The organism is Bacillus sp. bc15 (genome assembly GCF_900142585.1).
Classification (GTDB): domain Bacteria; phylum Bacillota; class Bacilli; order Bacillales; family Bacillaceae_G; genus Bacillus_A; species Bacillus_A cereus.
In genome coordinates this window covers 439,134-461,348 of the sequence record NZ_FRBJ01000001.1, presented here as the reverse complement: position 1 = coordinate 461,348, position 22,215 = coordinate 439,134, and the positions used below count along the sequence as shown (strand labels likewise).

Below are 22,215 nucleotides of genomic sequence, written 5' to 3'. Positions count from 1 at the left end.
GAGTTTTAAGGTAAGGTCTTACTGCCCGTTAGTGCGGGATATAATAGATAAACAATGGTAAAACAAATAGCTCCTATTGATAAGTCATGAATTTGATAATTGAGCGTAGCTTGAATCATCTCTTGTATCGTAAACCAAAATACTGCCATCATCATACTAATCAAGACGATACGAATACACCGATTCACATCTTCAACCTCTTTCTCTGTCATAGTAGTAACAAGTGATTACTTCCTATTTAATCGTATTAGAAAATGAAATAAGTTATTCACTCTTGCACACTCTAGTCCAAACAAAAAAGCACACTACTTTTTGAGTAATGTACTTTTTATTCTTGTTAAGACGCAGGTTTTGTCTCAAATGTTGCTTGATTAAAACTAATAACCTTTCCTTTCGGGTCATTGTTTTCATACTGAACTGCAGTAATTGTATGACTACCTGTTTCCAGCGTTTTTTCTTTTAACTGCACTGTTGTCTGCGTTGTACTAGTTACTTGATGTTTATCTGTATACATTTGATCTACAAATACGAATGTTTCTTTATCACTTTGAAAATTAGAAAGTTCTAATTCAACTTGCTGAATTAACGTATCCTTTTTGATGAATACAGTCGGTATATTGCCGTTTTCAGAAGTACCATCTGGAGTAATAACTTTTACTTTCCCTTCTCCAATTGACATTGCTCCTTCAGGAAATACAACCATATTCTCATCACTTGCGTTTACAACTTGTTCTTCCTGTTTTGATTGCGCGTCCTCTTTTTCCTGTGGAGCACCGCAACCAACTAATAACAATACAGACAATCCAGTGATTATGAATTTTTTCAAAATTCATCCCCCCTGTCATTTGATTATAATTTATTATACAAAAATAACTTTTAAATTTTAAGACAACTTTTAAAACTTTTATGAACATATAGAAGCTTGCTCACGATTAATGTATCATACTTTCCTTAATAGAACATTAATTTTTTTTATGAAATAAATAGTAATTCCTTCTTATTTATCATTTTAGCCCAACAAATCGATATAATACCCCCTCAAAAATAAAAAGACATTGATATGTCCAATGTCTTTTCTATGTAGCACTTTAAAAAACAAATGTTGTGATTTCTTCTACTTCTTTTCTTGGAAGTTTTTTTGGCTTATCTTTCGGAAATCCTAGTGAAATAACCATATTTATTTGTTTTTCAGGCTCAATTTGTAAATATTGGCGCAGTTCATCTTGAGCTAGCAATACTGGCCCTGTCATTGGACAAGTACCAAGTCCCTTTGCATGTGCAGCTAACATTAAGTTTTGTGCCGCTAAACAGCTACTCTTAATCCCTTCTTCTTCCCAAACTGAATCTGGAACAAAAGCAATTGGATCAAATATCTTTTCACGGAACTTTGATTCATATGGTGTTGCCAAACATACGATTAATACTGGTGCCTCCGAGAAAGCTGTTGCATATGGTCCGAAAGAACGTGTAAGTAATTTCCCTGCTTTCTCTTCTCCATTTTCTGCTGCTTTTGCCGCAAGTTTATGTAATGCATCCCATGTCATTTGTTCAATTTCTTTAATCTTCTCTCGATTCATGATAACTAAGAATTCCCACGTTTGTGAATTCGTATCACTCGGTGCGTAACGCGCACAATCAATTATTTCTTTTATATCATTAGTAGATACTTCTTGATCTTTAAACTTTCTAACACTTCGTCTTCCGTGAATTACTTCTTTAAAATCTTCATAATTCATATATTAAATCCCCTTTTTACAGCGTTTTCAAAACTTGTCCTATGCTTGAATTATATCATGAAAAAAAGCCGGAAGAATACCAGCTTTTTTCTTCATGATTAATTTGTCACTTTAAACAAACGAATACTCTCTTCATATGCAGCTTGTAATTTTTTCGTAATTGGTCCTCTTTCACCAGCTCCAAACTGTTCATCACCAATCTGAATGACTGGGAATATTTCAAGTGGCGTCGCTGTAAAGAAGCACTCATCAGCTTCATATACTTCTTGTAACGAAAACTCTCGTTCTTCTACTTCGATATGTAACTCTTTCGCTAATGTAATCACGTAGTGACGTGTAATACCATGTAAAATGAAATGATCCGCTGGATGTGTAATTAACTTATTATTTTTCACAATAAAGAAATTGGAATGACACCCTTCAGTCACAATGCCATCCCGTACTAATATTGCTTCTTGATATCCTTGTTCATTTATTTTGTTTTTGATCATAATATTAGGAAGTAAATTTAAAGATTTTATATGGCAAAACTTCCACCTGATGTCCTCTTCTACTGTTACCTTAATCCCTGCCTCCATTGAAGCAACTGGTCTTGGGAACGAAACAAGATTTGCAAAATATGTCGGTTGTAAATCTGATTCATATACATGATTGCGCGGTTGTGCACCTCTTGATATTTGTAAATATACATTCCCATCTTCTTGAAATTGATTTTTTTCAATCATTTGATATAACTCTTCTACTAATTCTTCCTTCGTAAATGGTGGAATTAGTTTTATTTCTGCCATAGAGTTAAAGAATCGTTCTAAATGTAAATCTAATAAATGAGGCTTGCCATCGTATAGTCTAAATACTTCATAAATACCATCACCAAATTGGAAACCGCGCTCTTCTAATGCGACCATCGGCTGTTCTTCCTTCGTATTAATCATTCTCCCATTAAACAAGATCCAATCTTTATGAGTAGCTTTCATTCTTCCCCACTCCTTTATCACATGATTGATTTTATTGTACAACTTATGTCACCCCGAAAGAAGGAATTTTCTGTATTTTCACAAACAAAAAATACATCACTTCGTAAAAGTGATGTATTTTATCATTTATTTAAGGAAATATTTTTCAATATCATCTAACATAAGGTTCGCAGCTTTAATACCGCCTGCTGTATTCCAGATTACCTCATCTGCTTGGAATACTTTATTATTTTTAGAAGCCTGTAGTTGCTTAAAGAGTGGATCTTCTGTCCATTCCTTTGCTAACGAATTTCCTTCATTATTCTTATCTGCATCTTTATCAGACGTGAAATAGAATAAGTAGTCTCCGTCCATATTTGGAATTTGCTCTTTTGTAATTCCTTTTATCGCAAAATCATCTTTATCTTGTAATGGTGGTCGTTTAAACCCAATATCATTTAACACAACTCCCGAGAATGAGTTTTTTTGATAAATACGAACATCACCTGGCACGAAACGAATAATAGAAACTTTAGAATTCAATTTATCGCCTAACTTCTCTTTCATTCCTTCAATACGTTTTTTATAATCATCAAGAGCTTTTTGCCCTTCTTTTTCTCTATTTACAGCTTTTGTATAAAGCGTAAAGTTTTCTTTCCAATCACCGCGTAATGTTTCTGCATAAACAGTTGGTGCGATTTCTTTTAGCTGATCATATATTTTTTCGTGACGCATTTTATTTCCGATAATTAAATCTGGCTTAAGCTTCATTACAGCCTCTAAATTAATATCACGTTCAGTTCCTACAACTTCCGTATTTTTTAACTCTTTCGCTACATGAGGATACCATTCATCACCAGCACGTGGTTTTGTAGTCCCCACTGGAGTTACGCCCACAGCTAGAAGAGCCTCTGCACCTTCATTCGTTAAAACAACAACTTTTTTAGGTGTACCATTTACTGTCGTTTCGCCCATTGCATGCTTTACCGTATATGAATCTTTTGCTTTCGCTGATATATCATTTTCCTTTTTCTCTTCTTTACTACATCCTGCAATTACAACCATGAGTATCATAATGCAGAACATAATTAGTTTTTTAGTATGTATCATATGTCCTCCCTAGATGAAATCGATTATCATTAGCAATTAAAGATTAATGTATCCTACATACATTGTCAATGTATATCAGAAAACTTTTTTAATATATACTATTTAGATTCTATCCGCTTTTCTAATGTTTCTTTTTAAAACATAGTGCATAAGTATGAGAATAAATGTTGTTATTAAAATGCGTACCCTTGTTATACATAACAAAGATACGCATCCATATTGCATTATCATTTTAATTGCTAATATTGAGTATACTTAATATACGATGGATCATTATATACCCACTGCTTTCCACCAAGGTTTAACCAACCATTTTCATTTATATATACTAAATAAGATTCTGGAGAATTTAATTGGCGGATAACTGCAGATGTAGTTGATGGACCACTTCTTAAATTTACATTCATCCCTTGTATATATGCAACCCCAATCGGACTTCCATCACTATTACTTGTCTTTACAAAATTAATGTAAGAAGGATCATTATACACCCATTGTCCATTCCCCAAATCTAACCATCCGTTACTTTCCTGATATACAACGTAAGATTCTGGAGAATTTAATTGACGAATAACTGAGGAAGAAGTTGATGGACCATTTCTTAAATTTACATTTTTCCCAAGGATATAAGCGATTCCCTTCGTTTGAGGTGTCGGTTGTGGGTTAGGAGGTTGTGGATTTGGAGCTACTCCAAAAATAGCCGCTATTCCATTCGCATACGCTTGACTTAGATCTTCAATAAATTGTGGATTTTTTAATAAATTTGCATCAAACGTTGTATCAATAAAGGCAGTCTCAGTTAAAATTGCATCCATTGTGGTTTCTCTTAATACCGCATAATTTTCTTTTTTTGCTCCTCGATCACGAAGACCGTATTTTGTTAATACAGGATTTACTGCTGTATGCATCTTTTGTTGCTTTGCATATGCAGTGCTGCTGTTGGATAACGCATTATAAATATAGCTTTCAAAACCTGTACCCCCGCCGCTATTAATATGAAATGAAATAAAATAATCCGCACCAAAAGCATTGGCAATATTAGCACGTTCCGATAAAGCAATAAACACATCACTATCACGTGTCATTTTAATTGTAATTGGGTAATTTACCGTTAAAATGTCTCGAACGCGTCTAGCAATTTGAAGTGTTAAGTTTTTTTCTACTAAACCATTACCAACAGCACCAGAATCATATCCACCGTGCCCTGCGTCTATAACAAGTTTCATTTTATTGCCCCGCCCCTTTCTTGTAATATGTTTGCATTGCTACTCGTCCTATTTTATGTGAAATGTACAAGTTCTGTTACAATTACAAATAAAAAAAACGCCTTATGTAAGGCGTTTTCTATCATCTTGCTTTAACCAATTTAAAATAAATATATACGATTGATAGTGAACATAACGTATGCAAAATAAAATAAATAAAAGTGTTATTCCAGCACCACTATAAAGTAAACCGAACTTTAAAAAAACATTCACAAGTGGTGGAAAGTTCATTAGATTTTGTAATGTACTAAGCATACAAAACATAATGAAAAAGACAGGGACGTATTGTAATTCATACGGCTTTTTTTTCTTACTCATTCTTTTCCGAATGAGTATATGACATAATTCTGCTACTATAAAGCACCCTCCAATTAATACAAGACCAGAAGTCATCGTCATACATCCACCTGCCTTATATTTATTTTATCGCATAAGTAATCATCGTTATATTTTCTTTACATACTCTTCATCTTCTGAAGTAAAACCAAAACTCTCTATGAAAGACTTCGCCTTTTCTGTTAATTCCTCTTGTAGCACTTTTATTTCTTTCACATTTCTTTGTTTCATCATTTCTTCAAATGTAAAATACGTATTTGCACCATAACCGTAACCTTGGTAATCAAAATGAATAATTAGCTGTGATAAAACAGCTCGTTCCTCTTGAACACTATAATCTATTACACCAATATATGTATCATCAACTTTCACACAGTACTGTACCTTTTTCTCACCTAAACTATGCGATTTAAACATTTCTTTAACAACGCTTTCATTTTCTACAGTAACTTTCTCAAACGTAATCATATGTCGTCCATCCTTTTACTATTATTGTATCAATAATATTTCCTATTTATGAAAAAAACCTTAAGACCGTATGCGATCTTAAGGTTTTTCTAATTAAACTAAGCTATACGCACGTTTTGTTTCTTCATGGAACTTATTCGTATCGTATTTATGCTCAACATAAATTTGGTGCCATACCATAAACGCAAGGACAGTCCAAATTTTACGGCTATAATCGCCTTTATCTGCACAATGTGCTTCCAGTAAGTTTAATACATACTGTTTGTCGATTAAATGCTCTGTTTTACTCTCGTTTATAATATTGATAGCCCAATCATGCATTTCGTCTTTTAACCAGTGACGAATTGGTACTGGGAATCCAAGTTTTTTACGATCTAATACGTGATCTGGAACGATTCCGCGTGCTGCTTCACGTAAAATAGCTTTCGTAGTTCCGTTAGCAATCTTAAATTCAGTTGGAATTTTAGATGCAACATCGAATACTTCTTTATCTAAGAACGGTACACGAAGTTCTAATGAGTTTGCCATTGTCATTTTATCAGCTTTTAATAAAATGTCACCACGTAACCATGTGAACATGTCAATGTACTGCATTTTGCTTACATCATCATAATCTTTAATCTCGTTATACAATGGTTTCGTGATATCCATATAGTTAACACTTTCATTGTAATACTTCATTAATTCAACTTTCTCTTCTTCACGGAAGATTTTCGCGTTTCCATAGTAACGCTCTTCAATTGGCGTACATCCACGCTCTAGGAAGCTCTTACCTTTAAATCCTTCTTTAAGAGCACCACTTAATGCTTTTAGAACGCTCTTACCTGGGCTAGGAATGTAAGAGAACATTTTTAGTGAGTTTGGCTCACGATAAATGTTATAACCACCAAATAGCTCGTCTGCACCTTCACCTGAAAGAACAACTGTTACATGCTTACGTGCTTCTTTTGCAACGAAGTACAATGGTACAGCTGCTGGATCTGCTAAAGGATCATCCATATGCCAAATGATTTTTGGGAACTCATCCATAAACTCTTTCGCTGAAATGAATACGTTATGGTTTTTAACGCCTAATTTCTCAGCAGTTTCTTTGGCAACATCAACTTCACTGAAACCACGTTGTTCAAAACCAATAGAGAATGTTAAAAGATTTGGATTCATTTCTCTTGCGATAGAAGCGATAATAGATGAATCGATACCACCAGATAAGAATGAACCTACTGGTACATCACTGCGCATATGCACTTTTACTGAATCGTATAACACATCACGAATTGCTTGGATATGCTCCTCTTTCGTTGCGCTTGAAGCATTGAAATAAGGTTTCCAGTAGCGATGGATCTCCATCTCTTTACCGATTTCTTTTACGAAATAATGACCAGGCTCAATTTTATTAACATCAATTGTTAATGTTTCTGGCTCTGGACCATATTGGTACGTAAAGTAATGTTGTAGTGACGTTGGATTAACTCCTTTATCTTCCATGACATGCATAATACTTTTCTTCTCAGATGCGAAGAATGTAGTATCACCTTGTTGTGCGACGTATAAAGGTTTAATACCGAAGTGGTCACGTGCACCGAAAAGTTTCTTCTCTTCACGATCCCAAATCATAAATGCAAACATACCACGAAGATAGTCTACACATTTTTCTTTCATATGTGCATACAATGCAATGATAACTTCTGTATCAGATTGTGTTGCAAACGTTGCACCTTTTTCAAGTAACATTTCACGTAATTCTACATAGTTGTAAATTTCACCATTAAAAATAATTACATATCGATCATTTTCATAAGTTAGCGGCTGATGTCCTGCCTCTAAGTCAATGATACTTAAACGGCGGAAGCCAAATTGTACATGTTCATCACGAAAATATCCTTCGTCATCTGGACCACGGTGGAAAATCATCGTGTTCATATTTTCAAATTGATGTTTTTCTGTTTCTGAAAACTCTCTAGGGTTTTCACATAAACATCCTACAAAACCACACATACTTCTTACCCTCTTTCGGTTTTCATTCTGTTTCTATACTACTATATCAACCCTATTTATACTAGCATAATCAACTGAATATGGCGACCAAAAACTATAAAAAAATCACTCCATTTCACATTTTTAACAATTTTTTATGAAAACATGAAAACTAGGCACTCACCTTTCTCCGCTTTTGTCATATGATATTGCAAATTGATTTCTAGGAGGGAATACCATGAGTGAAGAAAAAAAAGATTCTTCTCGCCCACCGGTTCGTAATTACTTAAAGCAAATTGATGATTTCTTCGAGCAAACACCTCTTCGCAATGTAATCGCTGATTTAAATCATTTTTTCCAAAAAGGAAACCGTTTATTAACATTCCCTGTAGATTTATATGAAGTTGGTGAAGAACTCGTTGTTACAGCTGAACTACCAGGTATACAAAAAGAGCAAATTCAAATTGAAATACAAAGTGAATACTTAAAAGTCTCTGTAAAAGAAGAGATACTCGAAGAAGAAGAAGAAACATCCCATAACTATTATCGCCGGGAACGTTCCATTTCAGAAGCATCAAGATTGATTAAGTTGCCGTATTCAATTAATAAAAAAGCAGCAAAAGCTTCTTATCAAAACGGCGTATTAGAAATTCGGGCGCCGAAACTTCCCCAACAACATGACATTTTATCCATAGACTAATGCAAAAAAATAAGGGTGCATAGCACCCTTATTTTTAATCCACTAATCGCTTCATATCACGTATAATGTCTTCATATGGCGTATTACTAATTCCACTATACTTTTTCATTACTTTTCCGTTTTGATCAATTAAATAAAATGATGTACCATGCATGACCTGACCATTCTCCGGCTTATCTACAAGTGATTGGAAATTATCTTTTGAAAACTTCGTAATATCTTCTAACGAATATCCCGTTAATAAATTCCAGTTACTAGTATCCTCTGTAAACTTTTGAATAAAAGCTTTCAGATTTTCCGGCTTATCAAGGTCTGGATCTACACTAAATGAAACAAACTGAACGTCTATCTTCTCTTCTTTTGCCATCTTTTGCAGCTTGGCCATATTTGCAGTCATTGGTGGACAAACTGTTTGACAATTTGTGAACATAAAATCTGCAACCCAAACTTTCCCTTTTAAATCTTTTGTACCAAATTGCTTTCCATCTTGATTTGTAAATTGGAAAGTTTCTAAATCCCAATTTAATGGTTTACGAAGCTTTGAACCTGATTCACTACATCCAGCAAGTACAAAGAGACAAAATACAACCATAAGACCAATTATTTTTTGATAACGCTTCATTTATAAACCTCTTTTCTCTATCCTAAATTTAAATAGGTTATGTTTATAATAACAAAAGTTAACACTACGAGAAAATTGTTTACTACATTTGTTCACGAAATCGTACGAATTTACGTATGTTACTTCTTTATTTCAAGCGAATTACTAGACAAAATATATTTTTTTACTATTATTTCTATAAATAGAATTGATAAAACTAATTTTATTGTTACTTTTGTAAATACCTCTCCCTATTTTTTAACAATTCCTTAAACATTAATCCATGTTTTACACTGTATTCCTTAACAACATTTCGGTACAATACAAATACAACGATTGTAAATGAGGTGATGTTCATGGCAAAGCGCTATGAAAATATGGATAATGTTAGTACAAAAAAATCAATTCGCTCTTTTTTACGCTGGCGTAAAGAACGAAAGCAAAACAAAAAAGATTTTTCTTTCTTAGTAGAACAATCACCCGTTAAACAAAGTGCATTTTTGCAAAGTAATGTAAAAAAAACGACTGTCACATGGATTGGGCATTCTACTTTTCTTATCCAAACGAATGGACTTAATATATTAACAGATCCAGTATGGGCCAATAAATTAAAGCTAGTTACAAGACTTACAGAACCTGGACTCTCTATAGAAGCACTGCCTAAAATTGATATTGTCCTTATTTCACATGGTCATTATGATCATTTAGACTTTTCAACTCTTCGTCAGTTGAATGATGATGTTCTATATCTTGTACCTATCGGATTAAAAAAATTATTTACTCGTAAGAAATTTAAACATGTAGAAGAGTATAAATGGTGGGAAAGTACGATAATTAACGAAGTTTCTTTTCACTTCGTACCTGCTCAGCACTGGACGAGAAGATTCTTATTTGATATGAATACGTCTCACTGGGGCGGATGGATTATTGATAATGAAACGACTATGGAAACCATATATTTTTGTGGCGACAGTGGCTATTTCCAAGGTTTCAAAGAAATCGGTGAACGCTTTTTAATTGATATTGCTCTTATGCCCATTGGCGCTTATGAACCAGAATGGTTTATGAAAGTATCTCATGTTTCACCTGAAGAAGCTGTGCAAGCTTATTTAGATTTAAACGCTACGCATTTTATACCGATGCATTACGGAGCTTTTGCACTCGCCGATGAAACACCTCGTGAAGCAATAACTAGACTTCGAAATAATTGGAATTTGCGCATGTTACCATGGGAACAACTGCATGTACTCTTTTTAGGCCAAACTTTTATTTATAGTAACGCAACAAATGATAAGCAAGTAAATGAAAAAATTGAAACTTTACATGTGTAGTGTAACGTAACGACTGATTTTCTATATCCAACATATAATATAGAAAATCCTATAATGAAATTTTAATCAGTGGGAGTTTCTTTATCCCCACTGATTATTAACCTTCACCAATCGGGCTTTTACGGACAGCCCGCCACCTAACCTCTTTGCTCCAGCTAAATTTTGAGGTGGGAGTTTTACTGTCCGCAAATAGCAGGATAAAGGGTGTTATCTATGAATGAATATTTACAGACTCGCTATATTATTAGCGGTAGTGCCTGTATAGCTCTTCTTATTTCTTACTTTCTATTTACATAAAAAAGCTACTTGAAATATATTTTCAAGTAGCTTTTTTATTACTCTGCTAAATACATAAATCCGATTGCACCTGGACCTGTATGAGTACTAATTATAGGCGTTGTATAGAAAATTTCTGATTGAGCAAACCCACTCACTTTTTCAACCGCCGCTTTCATACTTTCAGCTAAAGGAATTGCTTTCGCATGCGGAATTGCAACAGCCTTTACAACTTTTCCAGCTGTATCTTGCTCAAATAACTTAGCTAATGTTTTTACAATTTGGCCTTGGCTACGAACTTTCGTTACAGGATTATAAACACCATCTTCAAGACTAGCAATTGGCTTTATATTAAGCAGCGAACCGATAAACGCCTTTCCTTTACCGATACGTCCACCCTTCACTAAGTTTTCTAATGTATCTACTACTACATATAAACGAGTATTCTTTCTTACTTCATCTACACGTTTTAAAATTTCTTCTAGTGAGCGTCCTTCATTTGCCATTTTTGCAGCTTCAATCACTTGATATGCTAAAGCATGTGTAATAAATTGAGAATCAACAACTGTTACTTTTGTATCAGTCATTGATGCAGCACTATTTGCAGTTGCTACAGTACCACTCATTCCACTTGTCATATGAATGGAAAGTACTTCACTTCCATCTTCACCTAACTTGTCGTACATTTCTACAAATGTACCCATTGCAGGTTGTGATGTTTTTGGTAGTTCCTCTGATTTAATCATTTCTTCAATAAATTCATCTGGTTGTAGATCAACGCGATCTAAATATGTTTGTCCATTTACAGAGATTGATAATGGTAGAACATGAATGTCATACTTCTCGATTACCTCTTGTGATAAATCTGCCGTTGAATCTGTTACAATTTTAATTTTTTGCATATTATATTCTTCCCTTTCCAATACGCTCTCCTTGTTATTATACTAGTATTCCCACTGCTTTCAACAATTTGGAACGAAATTTCATCAAATTAATTATATTTTTATATCTAAAATGAAAAAGACAGAGCTCCTAACCCTGTCTCTACTCTATATCATGCATTTTTTTCAAGAGTATTTGTTTTATATACATTTAAATAATCATTCCACTTCAAACAATTTTGTAAATATTCACGGAAAGAATATGAAAATCTTGGATGTTTTTGTTTTTGAATTTTTGCAATAAATAATTGAAGACGAGACTGAATTAGAAACGATAATGGATGCTGTGCCTGTAGGACAGGGATTTCGAATATTTTAATACAATCCCCTGTTGAATGAGTGAAATAAAAACTTTTCGTAATCACAATATCAATCCTCTTTTTCATTGGATTTTTGAACTTCCTCTACTTTGCGCTGTAAGACGTTGTTTAAAGTGGAGTAAAATCAGACTTATATGATTTCTGTAGTCCTTATGGCTAGAAGATTTATACTCTATTCATCTCCACCTAATCCATCTTCCCGTCCTAAATATCCCTGAGACGGGAACCTCATTACCCATCAATTGTTTAATACATTTAGTATAAGCTTATAAAAGCGCAAAGTTTGTCTAAATTTTGGAGATTCTATAATTTTTTTCTTCTATATATTGTATACGTTTATAGCTATAGTATAACAAATAAATAAAAAAGTGCCTTTATAACGAGGCACTTTTCGACTGCATTTCTTCTCTTTTCTTTTTCCTCTTACTTACAACCTTTGATAAAGCAATACTTACTTCATAAATACAAATAAGCGGCACCGCAACTAAACTATGAGATAAAAAGTCAGGCGGTGATATACAAGATGCAATGATAATCAATGCTACGTAAGCGTACCTTCTTATTTTTATTAAAAATTCCGCCGTAAGTATTCCAATACTAGTTAAAAACATTACAACAACTGGCAATTCAAAAATCACCGCAAATGGAACTGTTAAATTAAGTACAAAATGAAAATACTTTTCTGTCGTAAACATCGTATTAAACATTTCATTACCTATCGTAGTTAAAAAGTGAAATAGAAACGGCATTACAATAAAGTATCCAAAACATAAACCTGCGATAAATAATATAGACAATACCGGTATATACATTATTGTCATCTTTTGTTCATTTGGATGTAAACCCGGTTTTACAAATAACCAAATTTGTATAGCAGCAAAAGGAATTGTACAAACGATAGCAAATACTGTAGCAATCGAGAAAAAAATCCACAATACATCACTTGGACCGAGAACAGTTAATTTCATTGGTAAATCTTTTACAAGCCAAAAATAAATATCCTTTGTAAAAGTAAATCCAATAATTAAAAATAGTACAAAGGATAACACCGTATATATTACTCTTTTTCGAAGTTCAACAATATGTTCTACTACGCTCATTTCCCGATCTTCCATCTCGTTCACCACACTTTATTTATCCATTACAAGGAAAATACATTACAGTTTTTCTTTCTTTTCCTTTTCTTGAAATGCGTCATCTGTCAATTCTTTCGTTGATTTTTTAAACTCTTTTAACGTTTCCCCTAAAGCCTTCCCGATTTCCGGCAATTTTTTAGGTCCAAATAAAATGAGTACTGCTACTAAAATTAAAATTAACCCTGGAAAGCCAATATTTGAAAACATTTCCCCATCCCCTTTATTAGTAGTTTCCTTGTCCTACTATTACATAATTTTATTTTGTCAAAAAAGTTTGAAAACGTCAACAAATCCATTGCCTTTTGTCAAAAAAATTCAAAAATATAATCAATTATACAAATTTCATTTTCTATTGCTCTTGTGTATGATATGGTAAGGGAAATGACATATTATTTTATGATAGTAGAAAGGATTTGCATTATGACTGAAAAAATGACACGAATGACCCAATTTGTAAAAGAAGAAATTGCAAATGCAATTACACATGGTATCGGTGCCATTTTAAGCATCCCTGCCTTAATCATATTGATTATTCATGCTTCTAAGCACGGTACCGCATCAGCTGTAGTCGCATTTACTGTTTATGGTGTAAGCATGTTCTTACTGTACTTGTTTTCAACATTGCTACATAGCATTCATCATCCTAAAGTAGAAAAAATATTTACTATTTTAGATCATTCAGCCATTTATTTATTGATTGCTGGCACGTATACTCCTTTTCTACTTATTACACTTCGTGGCCCATTAGGATGGACGTTGCTTGCTATAATTTGGACACTTGCAATCGGAGGTATCGTCTTCAAAATCTTCTTTGTACGTCGCTTTATAAAGGCATCAACTTTATGTTACATCATTATGGGCTGGCTCATAATCGTTGCCATTAAACCACTTTATGAAAATCTAACTGGACATGGTTTTTCACTACTTTTAGCAGGTGGAATTTTATATTCTGTCGGAGCTATATTCTTCCTTTGGGAAAAGCTACCTTTCAACCATGCCATATGGCACCTGTTCGTTTTAGGTGGTAGTACGATGATGTTCTTCTGTGTACTCTTTTATGTCTTACCTACAGCATAATAAAAAAGGTTTCAGCTTACTATAAGCTGAAACCTTTTTTATTACTTATGTAATTGTAATGCGATAACTTCCTGTGTATGCTTCGTTAATTCTTTAATATCCATATTCGCATACTCTTCAGGTGTAATCGGCTTAGAAATTGTTACTGTTGCATGAGCTGACTTCATACGATTTCCATTCGCTTCAAACATCTTATATGTACCATCTAACGTTACAGGTAAAATTGCTACACCTGATTTTACTGCAAGATGGAAACTACCAGCCTTAAACTCTCCAACTTCGCCACCTTTACTTCTCGTTCCTTCTGGGAAAATTACGATAGAATGTCCATTCTTTAATAGTTCGATTCCATCTTTAATTGCTTTAAGAGATTGACGACGATCGCTACGATCCATAAATACACAATTCATAAGTTCCATCCAAGTTGGTACAACTGGGAACTTTTTAATCTCTGCCTTTGACACGAATCCAATTGGTTTATTTAAGTAACCTAGTAAAACAGGGATATCCATATTACTTTGGTGATTACTTACAACTAGTACCGGCTTGTCTTTCGGAACATTTTCAAGCCCTTTCACTTCTACTGTCCCTCCAGCTACACGTACCATTTTCTTACCAAACCAATTTGTCGTTTTATACACAGCATTATCTTTTTCTTTTGGCGCCATCGTATTTACTTGTCTTTTAAGACGCCACATTCTCGGTGTAATCGCAATTACAATTAAAATTAAATAAAAGATTTTAAAAAACGTTTGAATCATACAGAACCCCCACCTATTATCATTCCGACCTTCATTATACTAGACAAACGAAGGAAAAAGAAGAAAAAAAGTCCAAACAGCAAGTGTTTGGACTTTTTAAGCATTCTATATTAGAAACGTTTTGCTAATTCACGAGCATTAGCAATTGCCGCTTCTTTAATTTCTTGTGCTTTTTCAGGGTTTGCATTCATACCCTCAACTGCAATATAATCAGTATCATTTACACCGACAAATCCTAATACAGTTTTTAAATGATTGCGTCCGAAGTCTACAGCTGCGTATGCTCCTTCAGAATATACGCCACCTGTTGCTTGAATGTGAAGTGCTTTTTTACCTTCTAATAAGCCGACTGGACCATTTTCAGTATATTTGAATGTTTTACCTGCGATTGCTACGTTATCTAAGTATGCTTTTACTACTGGTGGATAGCTAAAGTTCCACATTGGAGTTACGAATACATAACGATCTGCATGCATAAATGTTTCTAAGTTTGTGTTCATTGCTGCTACTTTTTGTTGTTGAGCTTCCGTTAAAGTTTCAAAGCCTTCACCTGCTGCAAATTTACCCCAAGCGGCAAATACATCTGCATCGATTGCTGGTACAGTAGTATTGAATAGATCAATTGTTACAACTTCGTCTTGTGGATGCTCGTTTTTATAAGCCTCGATGAAAGCTTCCCCTACTGCCATTCCGAAAGAACCTTCTGCTGAATTTGGATTTGCTGTGATAAATAGTACTTTTGTCATTGTATTCTCTCCCTTTTTCCTCTTTATCTTCAATTCAAGATTTGTTTTTTAAAAGTTAATAACTTACCTTATGTAAGTATAATACAAAAAGTTTTATTCAATGTCAATAAAAAATAGCTACTTTTTTTTCGTAAGTTAATGATTTATTTTGTTTCTCTAAAATTTAGTATACAGATATTAAGACTTCTCATACAAAAAGGCTACCTCTATAAATTATAGAGATAGCCTTTTATTACATATTATTTTTGAAAAACATGTTTTACTTTTTCAGCTGGAATGTTACTTCCACCTCTACCTTTTACATCTTCAATCATCATTGTAATGACCATATCTGGCGCATTCAAATCAAATGCAGCGAACCAGCCTAGTTCTTTTCCTTCGGCCTCTTTTGATACTTTTAATTCCGCTGTACCTGTTTTTCCAGCAAGAGTCATTCCATCAATTTTAGCAATTTTCCCTGTACCATCCGGATCATTAATTACTTTCGTCATAGCAGTTTTTAATATATCCTGATTTCCTTTAGAAATTACATTTTCTTTCCAAGCTTTTGGTTGTTTATCTGTTTTAATAATATACGGTGATGGAATCGTTCCATCATTTACAATTGGCGCATACGTTAAAGCTAAATGAAGAGGAGTCATTAATACTTGACCTTGTCCATATCCTGTATCAGCCATTTGAATATCATTTTTAATGCCGTCATTTGCAATTTTAGAAGCAGGGAATCCATATTCAATTGGTAGTTTCTCATCGAATCCGAATTTTTTCGCTTCACTCATAAACTTGTCTTTTCCGATTTTCAAAGCTTCTTGTGCGAAGTAAATATTATCCGAGTATTTCATCGCCTTATCAAAATCAATCGGATTTGCATCTTTCACACGCGTTACATAATAATTACCCCAAGAAGAATCTTTTGTCCATTTTAATCCTTCAATTTTCAACTCTTCTTTTGGATCGATTGTTTTCGTTTCAAGACCAATTGCAGCTGTAATTGGTTTAAATACAGAACCCGGTACCGATAATTGTGTAAAGCGATTCGTCATCGGTTTTTTCGGATCATTATTCCAAGCTTCGCGTTGCGCTTTCGATGTTCCTCGTGCAATTAAATTAGGATCATATGCTGGACTACTTACTAGTGCAATTGTTTCTCCACTTTTCGGATTGATTGCTGCACTTGAACCAGCTTCGCCCTTCATTTCATTATACGTTTTTTCTTGAACAGCACTATCAATAGTTAAAGTTACATTTTCTCCATCAACAGCATCTGTTTTTGCCAAGTTTTTAATTTCTTTTCCTTGCGCATCTTCTACAAAGACACGGCCACCTTTTTTACCGCGTAGCTTTTCCTCTAATACTTGCTCTAAACCAGCTTTACCAACTGGGTCATCAGCTTGATAGCCTTTCTTTTGTAGCGTTTTTAAATCTTCAGCATTTACCTTTCCAATATAACCAGTCAGATGAGCTGCCGCTTCCCCTAACGGATATGTACGAACATTTACAGGTTTTGTTGAAACACCTGGTAAATCAATGTACGTATTTTGCGTTGCCCCTTCAGGCAAAATTCCAATTGGTACGAGATACCCTGGTTTTACCCATTTAGCAGCTAATTTTTGATCAATTTCTTCTACAGACATATTTAATAACTTCGCTACTGTTTCTTTCGTTTGCGGAGCAGTATCGCCTAACTTTTCAGGAATCAATCCGATTTCAGAAGCTTTCCCATTCGTTGCAAGACCTTTTCCATTACGATCGTATATTTCACCACGTTTTGGCTGTGTTGTCTGCATACGTACTTTACTATCTTTCGTCATGCCAGGGAAAATAAAATCAGGAGTCCAATCTATTTTCCAAGATTCTTTATCTCCATCTTTTTCTTTCACCATTTTTGCTTCATGGCCAAAAGTAATTTTACCACCAACTGTATCCATGCTTACTTTAAAAGGAACAGGGCCTTCATCTTTTTTATCTTCTTTTATTTCCCCTGTTTCTACCTTTAAGTCTTTCACTTCGATACCAGAATAAATTTTTTCATATTTCTCAGTAAACTCTTTCTTTGAAATATCTTTTTTTGCATTTTTTGATAGTTGATCATACATATCTGCAAATTTTTGTTTATTCCACGCTTTTACATATGTATCAAACGCTTCTTGTGGTTTTTCTTCTTTACCACATCCAACTAACATGAATGTTAAGCAAAGAAAAAGAATCCCCCATATCTTTCTCAATCGATTCTCCTCCTCTTTCTATATTAGTACTTTTGAAAATTTTAGCATTTTTACATGCTACCTATCATTATAGCACTATCGAATCTCATCTATAAACTTATATTGGTGAATATAAATAAAAAGATTGATGCGAATTCTCACATCAATCTTCTTTATTATTGTTGTTTCTCATATACGTGGTAATAATACGTATACGGGTTTTTTTCATCTGTTAAACCTTTTTCTACAAAAATCTCTTTCCAATTTGTCATATCCATTTCTGGGAAGAATGTATCTCCTTCAAATGCATAATGAATTTTTGTTATATACAACTTGTCTACGTATGGTAAAAAGAGATCGTAAATTTGCGCTCCGCCAAAAATAAAAATCTCTTCTTCATTTTTACATAGTTCGAATACTTCTTCTACAGAATGAACAACTTCACATCCTTCAACGTGATATCCTTCATTACGAGTTACAATAATATTACGTCTTCCAGGCAGCGGTCTACCAATCGCTTCATAGTTCTTTCTTCCCATAATAAGCGGGTGACCCATCGTTGTTTTCTTCACGTATTGTAATTCACTCGGTAAACGCCAAGGTAAATTATTATCTTTACCAATTACTCTATTTTCGTCCATTGCGACCATAAATGAAACAATCATTTTTTCATCTCCTCTACAATTATACTGCAACCGGTGCTTTAATTGCTGGATGCGGATCGTATCCTTCAATCGTTAAATCTTCCATTTCAAAATCGAAAACAGATTTCACATCTGGATTTAATGTAAGTTTCGGGAACGGACGTGGTTCACGTGCCAATTGCTTTTCTACTTGTTCAAAATGATTTGTATAAATGTGTGCATCACCAATTGTATGAACAAATCCCCCTACTTCAAGACCACATTCGTGTGCAATTAAATGTGTTAGTAGTGAATAACTTGCGATGTTAAATGGTATTCCAAGGAATATGTCACCACTTCTTTGATATAGCTGACAAGAAAGCTTTCCGTCCGCTACATAAAACTGGAATAATGTATGACAAGGGGGTAATGCCATACTTGGTACGTCTTCAGGATTCCAAGCAGAAACGATTAAACGACGTGAGTCTGGTGTTTTTTTAATCATTTCAATTACATCTTTTAATTGATCAAGTGTCTCACCAGCTGTCGTTTTCCAAGCTCGCCACTGTTTACCGTAAACGTCTCCTAAATAACCATATTTATTTGAGAAATCATCATCTTCTAAAACGTTCTTTTTAAACAATTCCATCTGCTCATCGTACTGTACTTTAAATTCTTCATCTTGTTGTGAGCGAAGACCAAAATCCGTCATGTCAGGACCAGTATACTCATCACTTTCTACCCAGCTCTTAAACGCCCATTCATTCCAAATATTATTATTATGCTGCAATAAATAGCGAATATTTGTATCACCTTTCATAAACCAAAGTAGTTCACTTGCTACAAGGCGAAATGGTACTCTTTTTGTCGTTAATAAAGGAAATCCTTTACTCAAATCAAAACGCATTTGATATCCAAATACAGATACAGTTCCTGTCCCTGTACGATCTTCTTTCTTCGTACCATGTTCCATTACATGGCGGCATAAATTTAAGTATTCATTTTCAGCATGTTTCATATGTAGGAAAACCTTCTTTCAATCGTATATGCAATTTATCATAACATGAAAAATGGTAAATTTAATAATCCTAATTAATAAAATTTCTTCCGCTAATTCTTACAAAATTATTAACTTTCCAAATTTAAAAAGGTTTTCATTTTCTATTACCGAAAGTATAGTGCGGTAGAACAAAATTTATATTTGGAGGTTAGAAGTATGTCTAAAATTGAAACGCCTGTTATGACTTCTTTACAAACAGCGGTTGAAAAAATGATGAAGGATTTAAATGTTCCTGGTGCTGCTGTCGCTGTTATAAAAGACGGTGAAGTTATTATTTCAGAAGGTTTCGGCTATCGTAATATAGAAACAAAAGAGGCTGTTACACCGAATACTCGATTCGCAATCGGTTCCTCAACGAAAGCATTTGGCACACTTTCATTAAGCTTGTTAGCACAGCAAAAAAAGTTTAATTGGGATACCCCTATCCAGTCTTATATACCTAACTTTACTTTATCTGAACTACTTGCTAGCTCACAAGTTACAGGACGGGATTTAGCTTCTCATCGAACTGGAGTAAGTCGTCATGAGGCTCTTTGGTATAGTTCTTCCTTATCTCGAAAAGATCTCGTTGAAAAAATAAAACATTTACCACTTGATGCACCGTTCCGGACTGCATTTCTATATAACAACTTAATGTATGCAACAATTAGCTACATTGTTGAAAACATTACAAATCAAACGTGGGAGCAATACACTACAGAACATATTTTAGAACCTTTAAATATGAGACATACAAACTTCTCTGTTAACGATTCACAAACTACAGATGATTATGCTTTACCTTACATTGAAAATGACGGTGAAATAAAAGCAGTTCCATTCCGTAACATCGATACAGTTGGCGCTGCTGGGTGTATTAATTCCACAATTGAAGATATGGCAAATTGGGTACTTCTCCACTTAAATGAAGGAAAATTTGGAGATCATGAATTAATCTCCTCTGAATTATTACAACAAATGTATACACCACACAATTCAATTCCAGACCAACCGGTTTTATCACTCCCTGAATCTCCATTAAATAGTTACGGTCTTGGTTGGTTTATTAGCGCTTATCGTGGTAAAAAAGTGATTCATCATGGCGGTAATATCGATGGATTTTCAGCGCTTGTTTCATTTATACCAACAGAAAACATAGGCCTTGTCATTTTAACGAATGCTGGAGGAACATTACTTCCTACTTATCTCGCTAATCAAATTTATGACGAACTACTTGAATTAGAATCCATTGATTGGCATAAACGTGCTGTAGAAGATACTAAAAAAATGAAGGAAATGATGAAAGAAGCAACTGAATCCCTCCCTGAACAAATTAAAGGGACTACACCTTCGCACAAGTTAGAGGATTATACTGGTACTTTTGAACATCCTGCATACGGAACATTACAAGTATACAAACGAGATGATTCGTTATATGTACAATTTATGGAAATGGATATTCAATTAGGGCATCATCATTACGACATCTTCTCTACAAAAGTTGACTTATTCCAAATGAAAATGAGCTTATTATTCGCTTATGAAATGAATGTACGTGGTGAATTCCCATCCCTTCAGTTACATGTACCTGCTATGTTAAGTACACAGCCGCTTACATTTAAGAAAATTAAATAATTATTTTGATGGTAAAAAATAAAGGTAGGTGCAAATCACACCTACCTTTTCTATTTCATATCAATCTTATCTGGTTGAAACCAACTTGGTTTTGATAACTCAAAGTTTTTATGATCTTCCAATACAATAGTAAGACGCTCTAACGTATCATCCAACATATGTGGTGCTGCTCTTAATGTCCAGACAACTGATGAGAAAACTGTCATGCCAACGTACACCGCATATAATTTCCAGAACTCCTCTGGTATTCTCCTATTAAAGTATCCTTCTATTTGTCCGATTGAATACGGAATACTAATGTCCCTTGCAAATAGTGCAATTTTCACGAAATCATGCAGTGGATCGCCCCAGTCATAACCATTAAAATCAACTACACCTACATATTTCCCATCCCGTACAATTATATTTTCTAAATGAAAATCATCGTGTTGAAATCGATTTGGGCGATCCTTTACATACATTTCATTTTCATCTATAAACTTAATAATCTTATCATCATTTTTTATTTTTATTCCGCATGTTTTGTATGCTTCTAAATATTTACTATGTTTTTTCATTGCTCTTTCATGCCATGGAAGTATATCATTAGGAGCTTCATATGTATGCATTTTTGCTAAATCTTTTCCTGCCTCTATGCCAATATCATATTGTTCTTTTGGTGAATACGTAGGCAATAGCTTCTTCGCATCTTCCCCTTCTAAATATGAAAAAATACTATAGCATACACCTTCTTCTTCCAATATACCTATTTCAATTGGCCTTTGTGCCTGTACGTTACGTTTTACCATTTCATTTAAAATTTGAAACTCTATTTTCTTTCTTTCATACTCTTTTATATCTCCTGTCCGAAATAAATATTTTTCATTATTTGCATTCGTAATTACATATTTCTTATCTGGAGAGAAACCTTTAGAAATTTCTTCAATATTCGCTGCATCTTTTACAATTTGTATATTGTTTTGCCGTGCTGTAATTATCTTCAT

Annotated in this window: 24 protein-coding genes; 4 read left to right on the top strand and 20 right to left on the bottom strand. The window is 34.0% G+C overall.

What is annotated here, in order from left to right; all coding sequences use genetic code 11:
• Positions 1 to 5 precede the first annotated feature (5 nt).
• The 9 genes from BUA87_RS02400 to asnB all read right to left on the bottom strand — a co-directional run bounded on the left by BUA87_RS02400 (position 6) and on the right by asnB (position 7,863).
• A complete protein-coding gene (locus BUA87_RS02400) occupies positions 6 to 212 on the bottom strand; it encodes a hypothetical protein (protein ID WP_000136534.1) in 207 nt (68 codons plus the stop codon).
• A 125-nt stretch (positions 213 to 337) separates the two neighbouring features.
• Positions 338 to 826: a putative periplasmic lipoprotein gene (locus BUA87_RS02395; protein ID WP_000713496.1), complete on the bottom strand. Its 489-nt coding sequence runs from the start codon at positions 824 to 826 to the stop codon at positions 338 to 340.
• Positions 827 to 1,088: 262 nt separating this feature from the next.
• Positions 1,089 to 1,736, bottom strand: a complete 648-nt coding sequence (locus BUA87_RS02390; protein WP_001105280.1) for a nitroreductase family protein — start codon at positions 1,734 to 1,736, stop codon at positions 1,089 to 1,091.
• Between the two features lie 98 nt (positions 1,737 to 1,834).
• Positions 1,835 to 2,710, bottom strand: a complete 876-nt coding sequence (dat, locus tag BUA87_RS02385; RefSeq protein WP_000648384.1) for a D-amino-acid transaminase — start codon at positions 2,708 to 2,710, stop codon at positions 1,835 to 1,837.
• A 126-nt stretch (positions 2,711 to 2,836) separates the two neighbouring features.
• Positions 2,837 to 3,799, bottom strand: coding sequence for an ABC transporter substrate-binding protein (locus BUA87_RS02380; protein WP_000581985.1), 963 nt, complete (start codon positions 3,797 to 3,799; stop codon positions 2,837 to 2,839).
• Between the two features lie 239 nt (positions 3,800 to 4,038).
• Positions 4,039 to 5,025, bottom strand: a complete 987-nt coding sequence (locus BUA87_RS02375) for an N-acetylmuramoyl-L-alanine amidase (protein ID WP_072938317.1) — start codon at positions 5,023 to 5,025, stop codon at positions 4,039 to 4,041.
• 102 nt (positions 5,026 to 5,127) lie between these two features.
• The gene (locus BUA87_RS02370; protein ID WP_000200465.1) at positions 5,128 to 5,457 is read right to left on the bottom strand and encodes a hypothetical protein; all 330 of its coding nucleotides are present in this window, start codon (positions 5,455 to 5,457) and stop codon (positions 5,128 to 5,130) included.
• Between the two features lie 51 nt (positions 5,458 to 5,508).
• Positions 5,509 to 5,868, bottom strand: coding sequence for a GNAT family N-acetyltransferase (locus tag BUA87_RS02365; RefSeq protein WP_000627519.1), 360 nt, complete (start codon positions 5,866 to 5,868; stop codon positions 5,509 to 5,511).
• Positions 5,869 to 5,961: 93 nt separating this feature from the next.
• Positions 5,962 to 7,863, bottom strand: coding sequence for an asparagine synthase (glutamine-hydrolyzing) (gene asnB, locus BUA87_RS02360; RefSeq protein ID WP_000333826.1), 1,902 nt, complete (start codon positions 7,861 to 7,863; stop codon positions 5,962 to 5,964).
• 217 nt (positions 7,864 to 8,080) lie between these two features.
• Here asnB and BUA87_RS02355 point away from each other — a divergent pair, with 217 nt between their 5' ends.
• Entirely contained in the window at positions 8,081 to 8,542 is a 462-nt protein-coding gene (locus BUA87_RS02355; protein ID WP_001288086.1) for an Hsp20/alpha crystallin family protein, read from the top strand.
• Between the two features lie 34 nt (positions 8,543 to 8,576).
• Here the strand turns inward: BUA87_RS02355 and BUA87_RS02350 are convergent, their stop codons facing one another.
• Positions 8,577 to 9,164, bottom strand: a complete 588-nt coding sequence (locus BUA87_RS02350) for an SCO family protein (RefSeq protein WP_000833332.1) — start codon at positions 9,162 to 9,164, stop codon at positions 8,577 to 8,579.
• 335 nt (positions 9,165 to 9,499) lie between these two features.
• On the opposite strand from BUA87_RS02350, the gene BUA87_RS02345 reads away from it, so the two are divergent.
• Positions 9,500 to 10,474 carry an MBL fold metallo-hydrolase gene (locus BUA87_RS02345; protein ID WP_001129640.1) on the top strand — a complete coding sequence of 325 codons (975 nt, stop codon included), beginning with the start codon at positions 9,500 to 9,502 and terminating at the stop codon, positions 10,472 to 10,474.
• A 335-nt stretch (positions 10,475 to 10,809) separates the two neighbouring features.
• Here the strand turns inward: BUA87_RS02345 and BUA87_RS02340 are convergent, their stop codons facing one another.
• From BUA87_RS02340 to BUA87_RS02325, 4 genes are all read right to left on the bottom strand, one after another.
• A complete protein-coding gene (locus tag BUA87_RS02340; RefSeq protein WP_029948540.1) occupies positions 10,810 to 11,652 on the bottom strand; it encodes a DegV family protein in 843 nt (280 codons plus the stop codon).
• A gap of 152 nt (positions 11,653 to 11,804) precedes the next feature.
• Positions 11,805 to 12,056, bottom strand: coding sequence for a DUF2535 family protein (locus BUA87_RS02335; RefSeq protein WP_000629012.1), 252 nt, complete (start codon positions 12,054 to 12,056; stop codon positions 11,805 to 11,807).
• 329 nt (positions 12,057 to 12,385) lie between these two features.
• The gene (tatC, locus tag BUA87_RS02330; protein ID WP_000390119.1) at positions 12,386 to 13,126 is read right to left on the bottom strand and encodes a twin-arginine translocase subunit TatC; all 741 of its coding nucleotides are present in this window, start codon (positions 13,124 to 13,126) and stop codon (positions 12,386 to 12,388) included.
• Between the two features lie 42 nt (positions 13,127 to 13,168).
• The gene (locus BUA87_RS02325; RefSeq protein ID WP_000492442.1) at positions 13,169 to 13,354 is read right to left on the bottom strand and encodes a twin-arginine translocase TatA/TatE family subunit; all 186 of its coding nucleotides are present in this window, start codon (positions 13,352 to 13,354) and stop codon (positions 13,169 to 13,171) included.
• A gap of 213 nt (positions 13,355 to 13,567) precedes the next feature.
• Between BUA87_RS02325 and BUA87_RS02320 the strand changes: the two genes are divergently transcribed.
• Positions 13,568 to 14,224 (top strand): PAQR family membrane homeostasis protein TrhA, encoded by a 657-nt coding sequence (locus tag BUA87_RS02320; RefSeq protein ID WP_000136890.1) that lies wholly within the window; start codon positions 13,568 to 13,570, stop codon positions 14,222 to 14,224.
• A 41-nt stretch (positions 14,225 to 14,265) separates the two neighbouring features.
• Here the strand turns inward: BUA87_RS02320 and BUA87_RS02315 are convergent, their stop codons facing one another.
• The 5 genes from BUA87_RS02315 to BUA87_RS02295 form a co-directional block, all read right to left on the bottom strand.
• Positions 14,266 to 14,985, bottom strand: coding sequence for a lysophospholipid acyltransferase family protein (locus BUA87_RS02315; RefSeq protein WP_000616580.1), 720 nt, complete (start codon positions 14,983 to 14,985; stop codon positions 14,266 to 14,268).
• Positions 14,986 to 15,095: 110 nt separating this feature from the next.
• Complete coding sequence (locus tag BUA87_RS02310) at positions 15,096 to 15,731, bottom strand: FMN-dependent NADH-azoreductase (RefSeq protein WP_000170028.1); 636 nt, start codon at positions 15,729 to 15,731, stop codon at positions 15,096 to 15,098.
• Positions 15,732 to 15,970: 239 nt separating this feature from the next.
• Complete coding sequence (gene pbpC / locus BUA87_RS02305; RefSeq protein WP_001227231.1) at positions 15,971 to 17,956, bottom strand: penicillin-binding protein 3; 1,986 nt, start codon at positions 17,954 to 17,956, stop codon at positions 15,971 to 15,973.
• A 155-nt stretch (positions 17,957 to 18,111) separates the two neighbouring features.
• Entirely contained in the window at positions 18,112 to 18,600 is a 489-nt protein-coding gene (locus BUA87_RS02300; RefSeq protein WP_000637207.1) for a dihydrofolate reductase, read from the bottom strand.
• A 19-nt stretch (positions 18,601 to 18,619) separates the two neighbouring features.
• Complete coding sequence (locus BUA87_RS02295) at positions 18,620 to 19,576, bottom strand: thymidylate synthase (protein ID WP_072938314.1); 957 nt, start codon at positions 19,574 to 19,576, stop codon at positions 18,620 to 18,622.
• A 198-nt stretch (positions 19,577 to 19,774) separates the two neighbouring features.
• Here BUA87_RS02295 and BUA87_RS02290 point away from each other — a divergent pair, with 198 nt between their 5' ends.
• Positions 19,775 to 21,232 (top strand): serine hydrolase, encoded by a 1,458-nt coding sequence (locus BUA87_RS02290; RefSeq protein ID WP_000034318.1) that lies wholly within the window; start codon positions 19,775 to 19,777, stop codon positions 21,230 to 21,232.
• A 50-nt stretch (positions 21,233 to 21,282) separates the two neighbouring features.
• On the opposite strand, the gene BUA87_RS02285 is transcribed toward BUA87_RS02290, so the two are convergent.
• Positions 21,283 to 22,215 carry an aminoglycoside phosphotransferase family protein gene (locus tag BUA87_RS02285; protein WP_000692072.1) on the bottom strand — a complete coding sequence of 311 codons (933 nt, stop codon included), beginning with the start codon at positions 22,213 to 22,215 and terminating at the stop codon, positions 21,283 to 21,285.

Excerpts from the sequence above, each read along its gene's own strand:
- BUA87_RS02350 (WP_000833332.1), bottom strand. The coding sequence starts at position 9,164 with ATGAAGCGTTATCAAAAAATAATTGGTCTTATGGTTGTATTTTGTCTC.
- BUA87_RS02295 (WP_072938314.1), bottom strand. The coding sequence starts at position 19,576 with ATGAAACATGCTGAAAATGAATACTTAAATTTATGCCGCCATGTAATG.
- BUA87_RS02345 (WP_001129640.1), top strand. The coding sequence starts at position 9,500 with ATGGCAAAGCGCTATGAAAATATGGATAATGTTAGTACAAAAAAATCA.
- BUA87_RS02400 (WP_000136534.1), bottom strand. The coding sequence starts at position 212 with ATGACAGAGAAAGAGGTTGAAGATGTGAATCGGTGTATTCGTATCGTC.
- BUA87_RS02340 (WP_029948540.1), bottom strand. The coding sequence starts at position 11,652 with ATGCAAAAAATTAAAATTGTAACAGATTCAACGGCAGATTTATCACAA.
- BUA87_RS02310 (WP_000170028.1), bottom strand. The coding sequence starts at position 15,731 with ATGACAAAAGTACTATTTATCACAGCAAATCCAAATTCAGCAGAAGGT.
- BUA87_RS02325 (WP_000492442.1), bottom strand. The coding sequence starts at position 13,354 with ATGTTTTCAAATATTGGCTTTCCAGGGTTAATTTTAATTTTAGTAGCA.
- BUA87_RS02355 (WP_001288086.1), top strand. The coding sequence starts at position 8,081 with ATGAGTGAAGAAAAAAAAGATTCTTCTCGCCCACCGGTTCGTAATTAC.
- dat (WP_000648384.1), bottom strand. The coding sequence starts at position 2,710 with ATGAAAGCTACTCATAAAGATTGGATCTTGTTTAATGGGAGAATGATT.
- BUA87_RS02315 (WP_000616580.1), bottom strand. The coding sequence starts at position 14,985 with ATGATTCAAACGTTTTTTAAAATCTTTTATTTAATTTTAATTGTAATT.
- BUA87_RS02380 (WP_000581985.1), bottom strand. The coding sequence starts at position 3,799 with ATGATACATACTAAAAAACTAATTATGTTCTGCATTATGATACTCATG.
- BUA87_RS02320 (WP_000136890.1), top strand. The coding sequence starts at position 13,568 with ATGACTGAAAAAATGACACGAATGACCCAATTTGTAAAAGAAGAAATT.
- tatC (WP_000390119.1), bottom strand. The coding sequence starts at position 13,126 with ATGGAAGATCGGGAAATGAGCGTAGTAGAACATATTGTTGAACTTCGA.
- BUA87_RS02390 (WP_001105280.1), bottom strand. The coding sequence starts at position 1,736 with ATGAATTATGAAGATTTTAAAGAAGTAATTCACGGAAGACGAAGTGTT.
- BUA87_RS02300 (WP_000637207.1), bottom strand. The coding sequence starts at position 18,600 with ATGATTGTTTCATTTATGGTCGCAATGGACGAAAATAGAGTAATTGGT.
- BUA87_RS02365 (WP_000627519.1), bottom strand. The coding sequence starts at position 5,868 with ATGATTACGTTTGAGAAAGTTACTGTAGAAAATGAAAGCGTTGTTAAA.
- asnB (WP_000333826.1), bottom strand. The coding sequence starts at position 7,863 with ATGTGTGGTTTTGTAGGATGTTTATGTGAAAACCCTAGAGAGTTTTCA.
- BUA87_RS02290 (WP_000034318.1), top strand. The coding sequence starts at position 19,775 with ATGTCTAAAATTGAAACGCCTGTTATGACTTCTTTACAAACAGCGGTT.
- BUA87_RS02285 (WP_000692072.1), bottom strand. The coding sequence starts at position 22,215 with ATGAAGATAATTACAGCACGGCAAAACAATATACAAATTGTAAAAGAT.
- BUA87_RS02375 (WP_072938317.1), bottom strand. The coding sequence starts at position 5,025 with ATGAAACTTGTTATAGACGCAGGGCACGGTGGATATGATTCTGGTGCT.
- BUA87_RS02370 (WP_000200465.1), bottom strand. The coding sequence starts at position 5,457 with ATGACTTCTGGTCTTGTATTAATTGGAGGGTGCTTTATAGTAGCAGAA.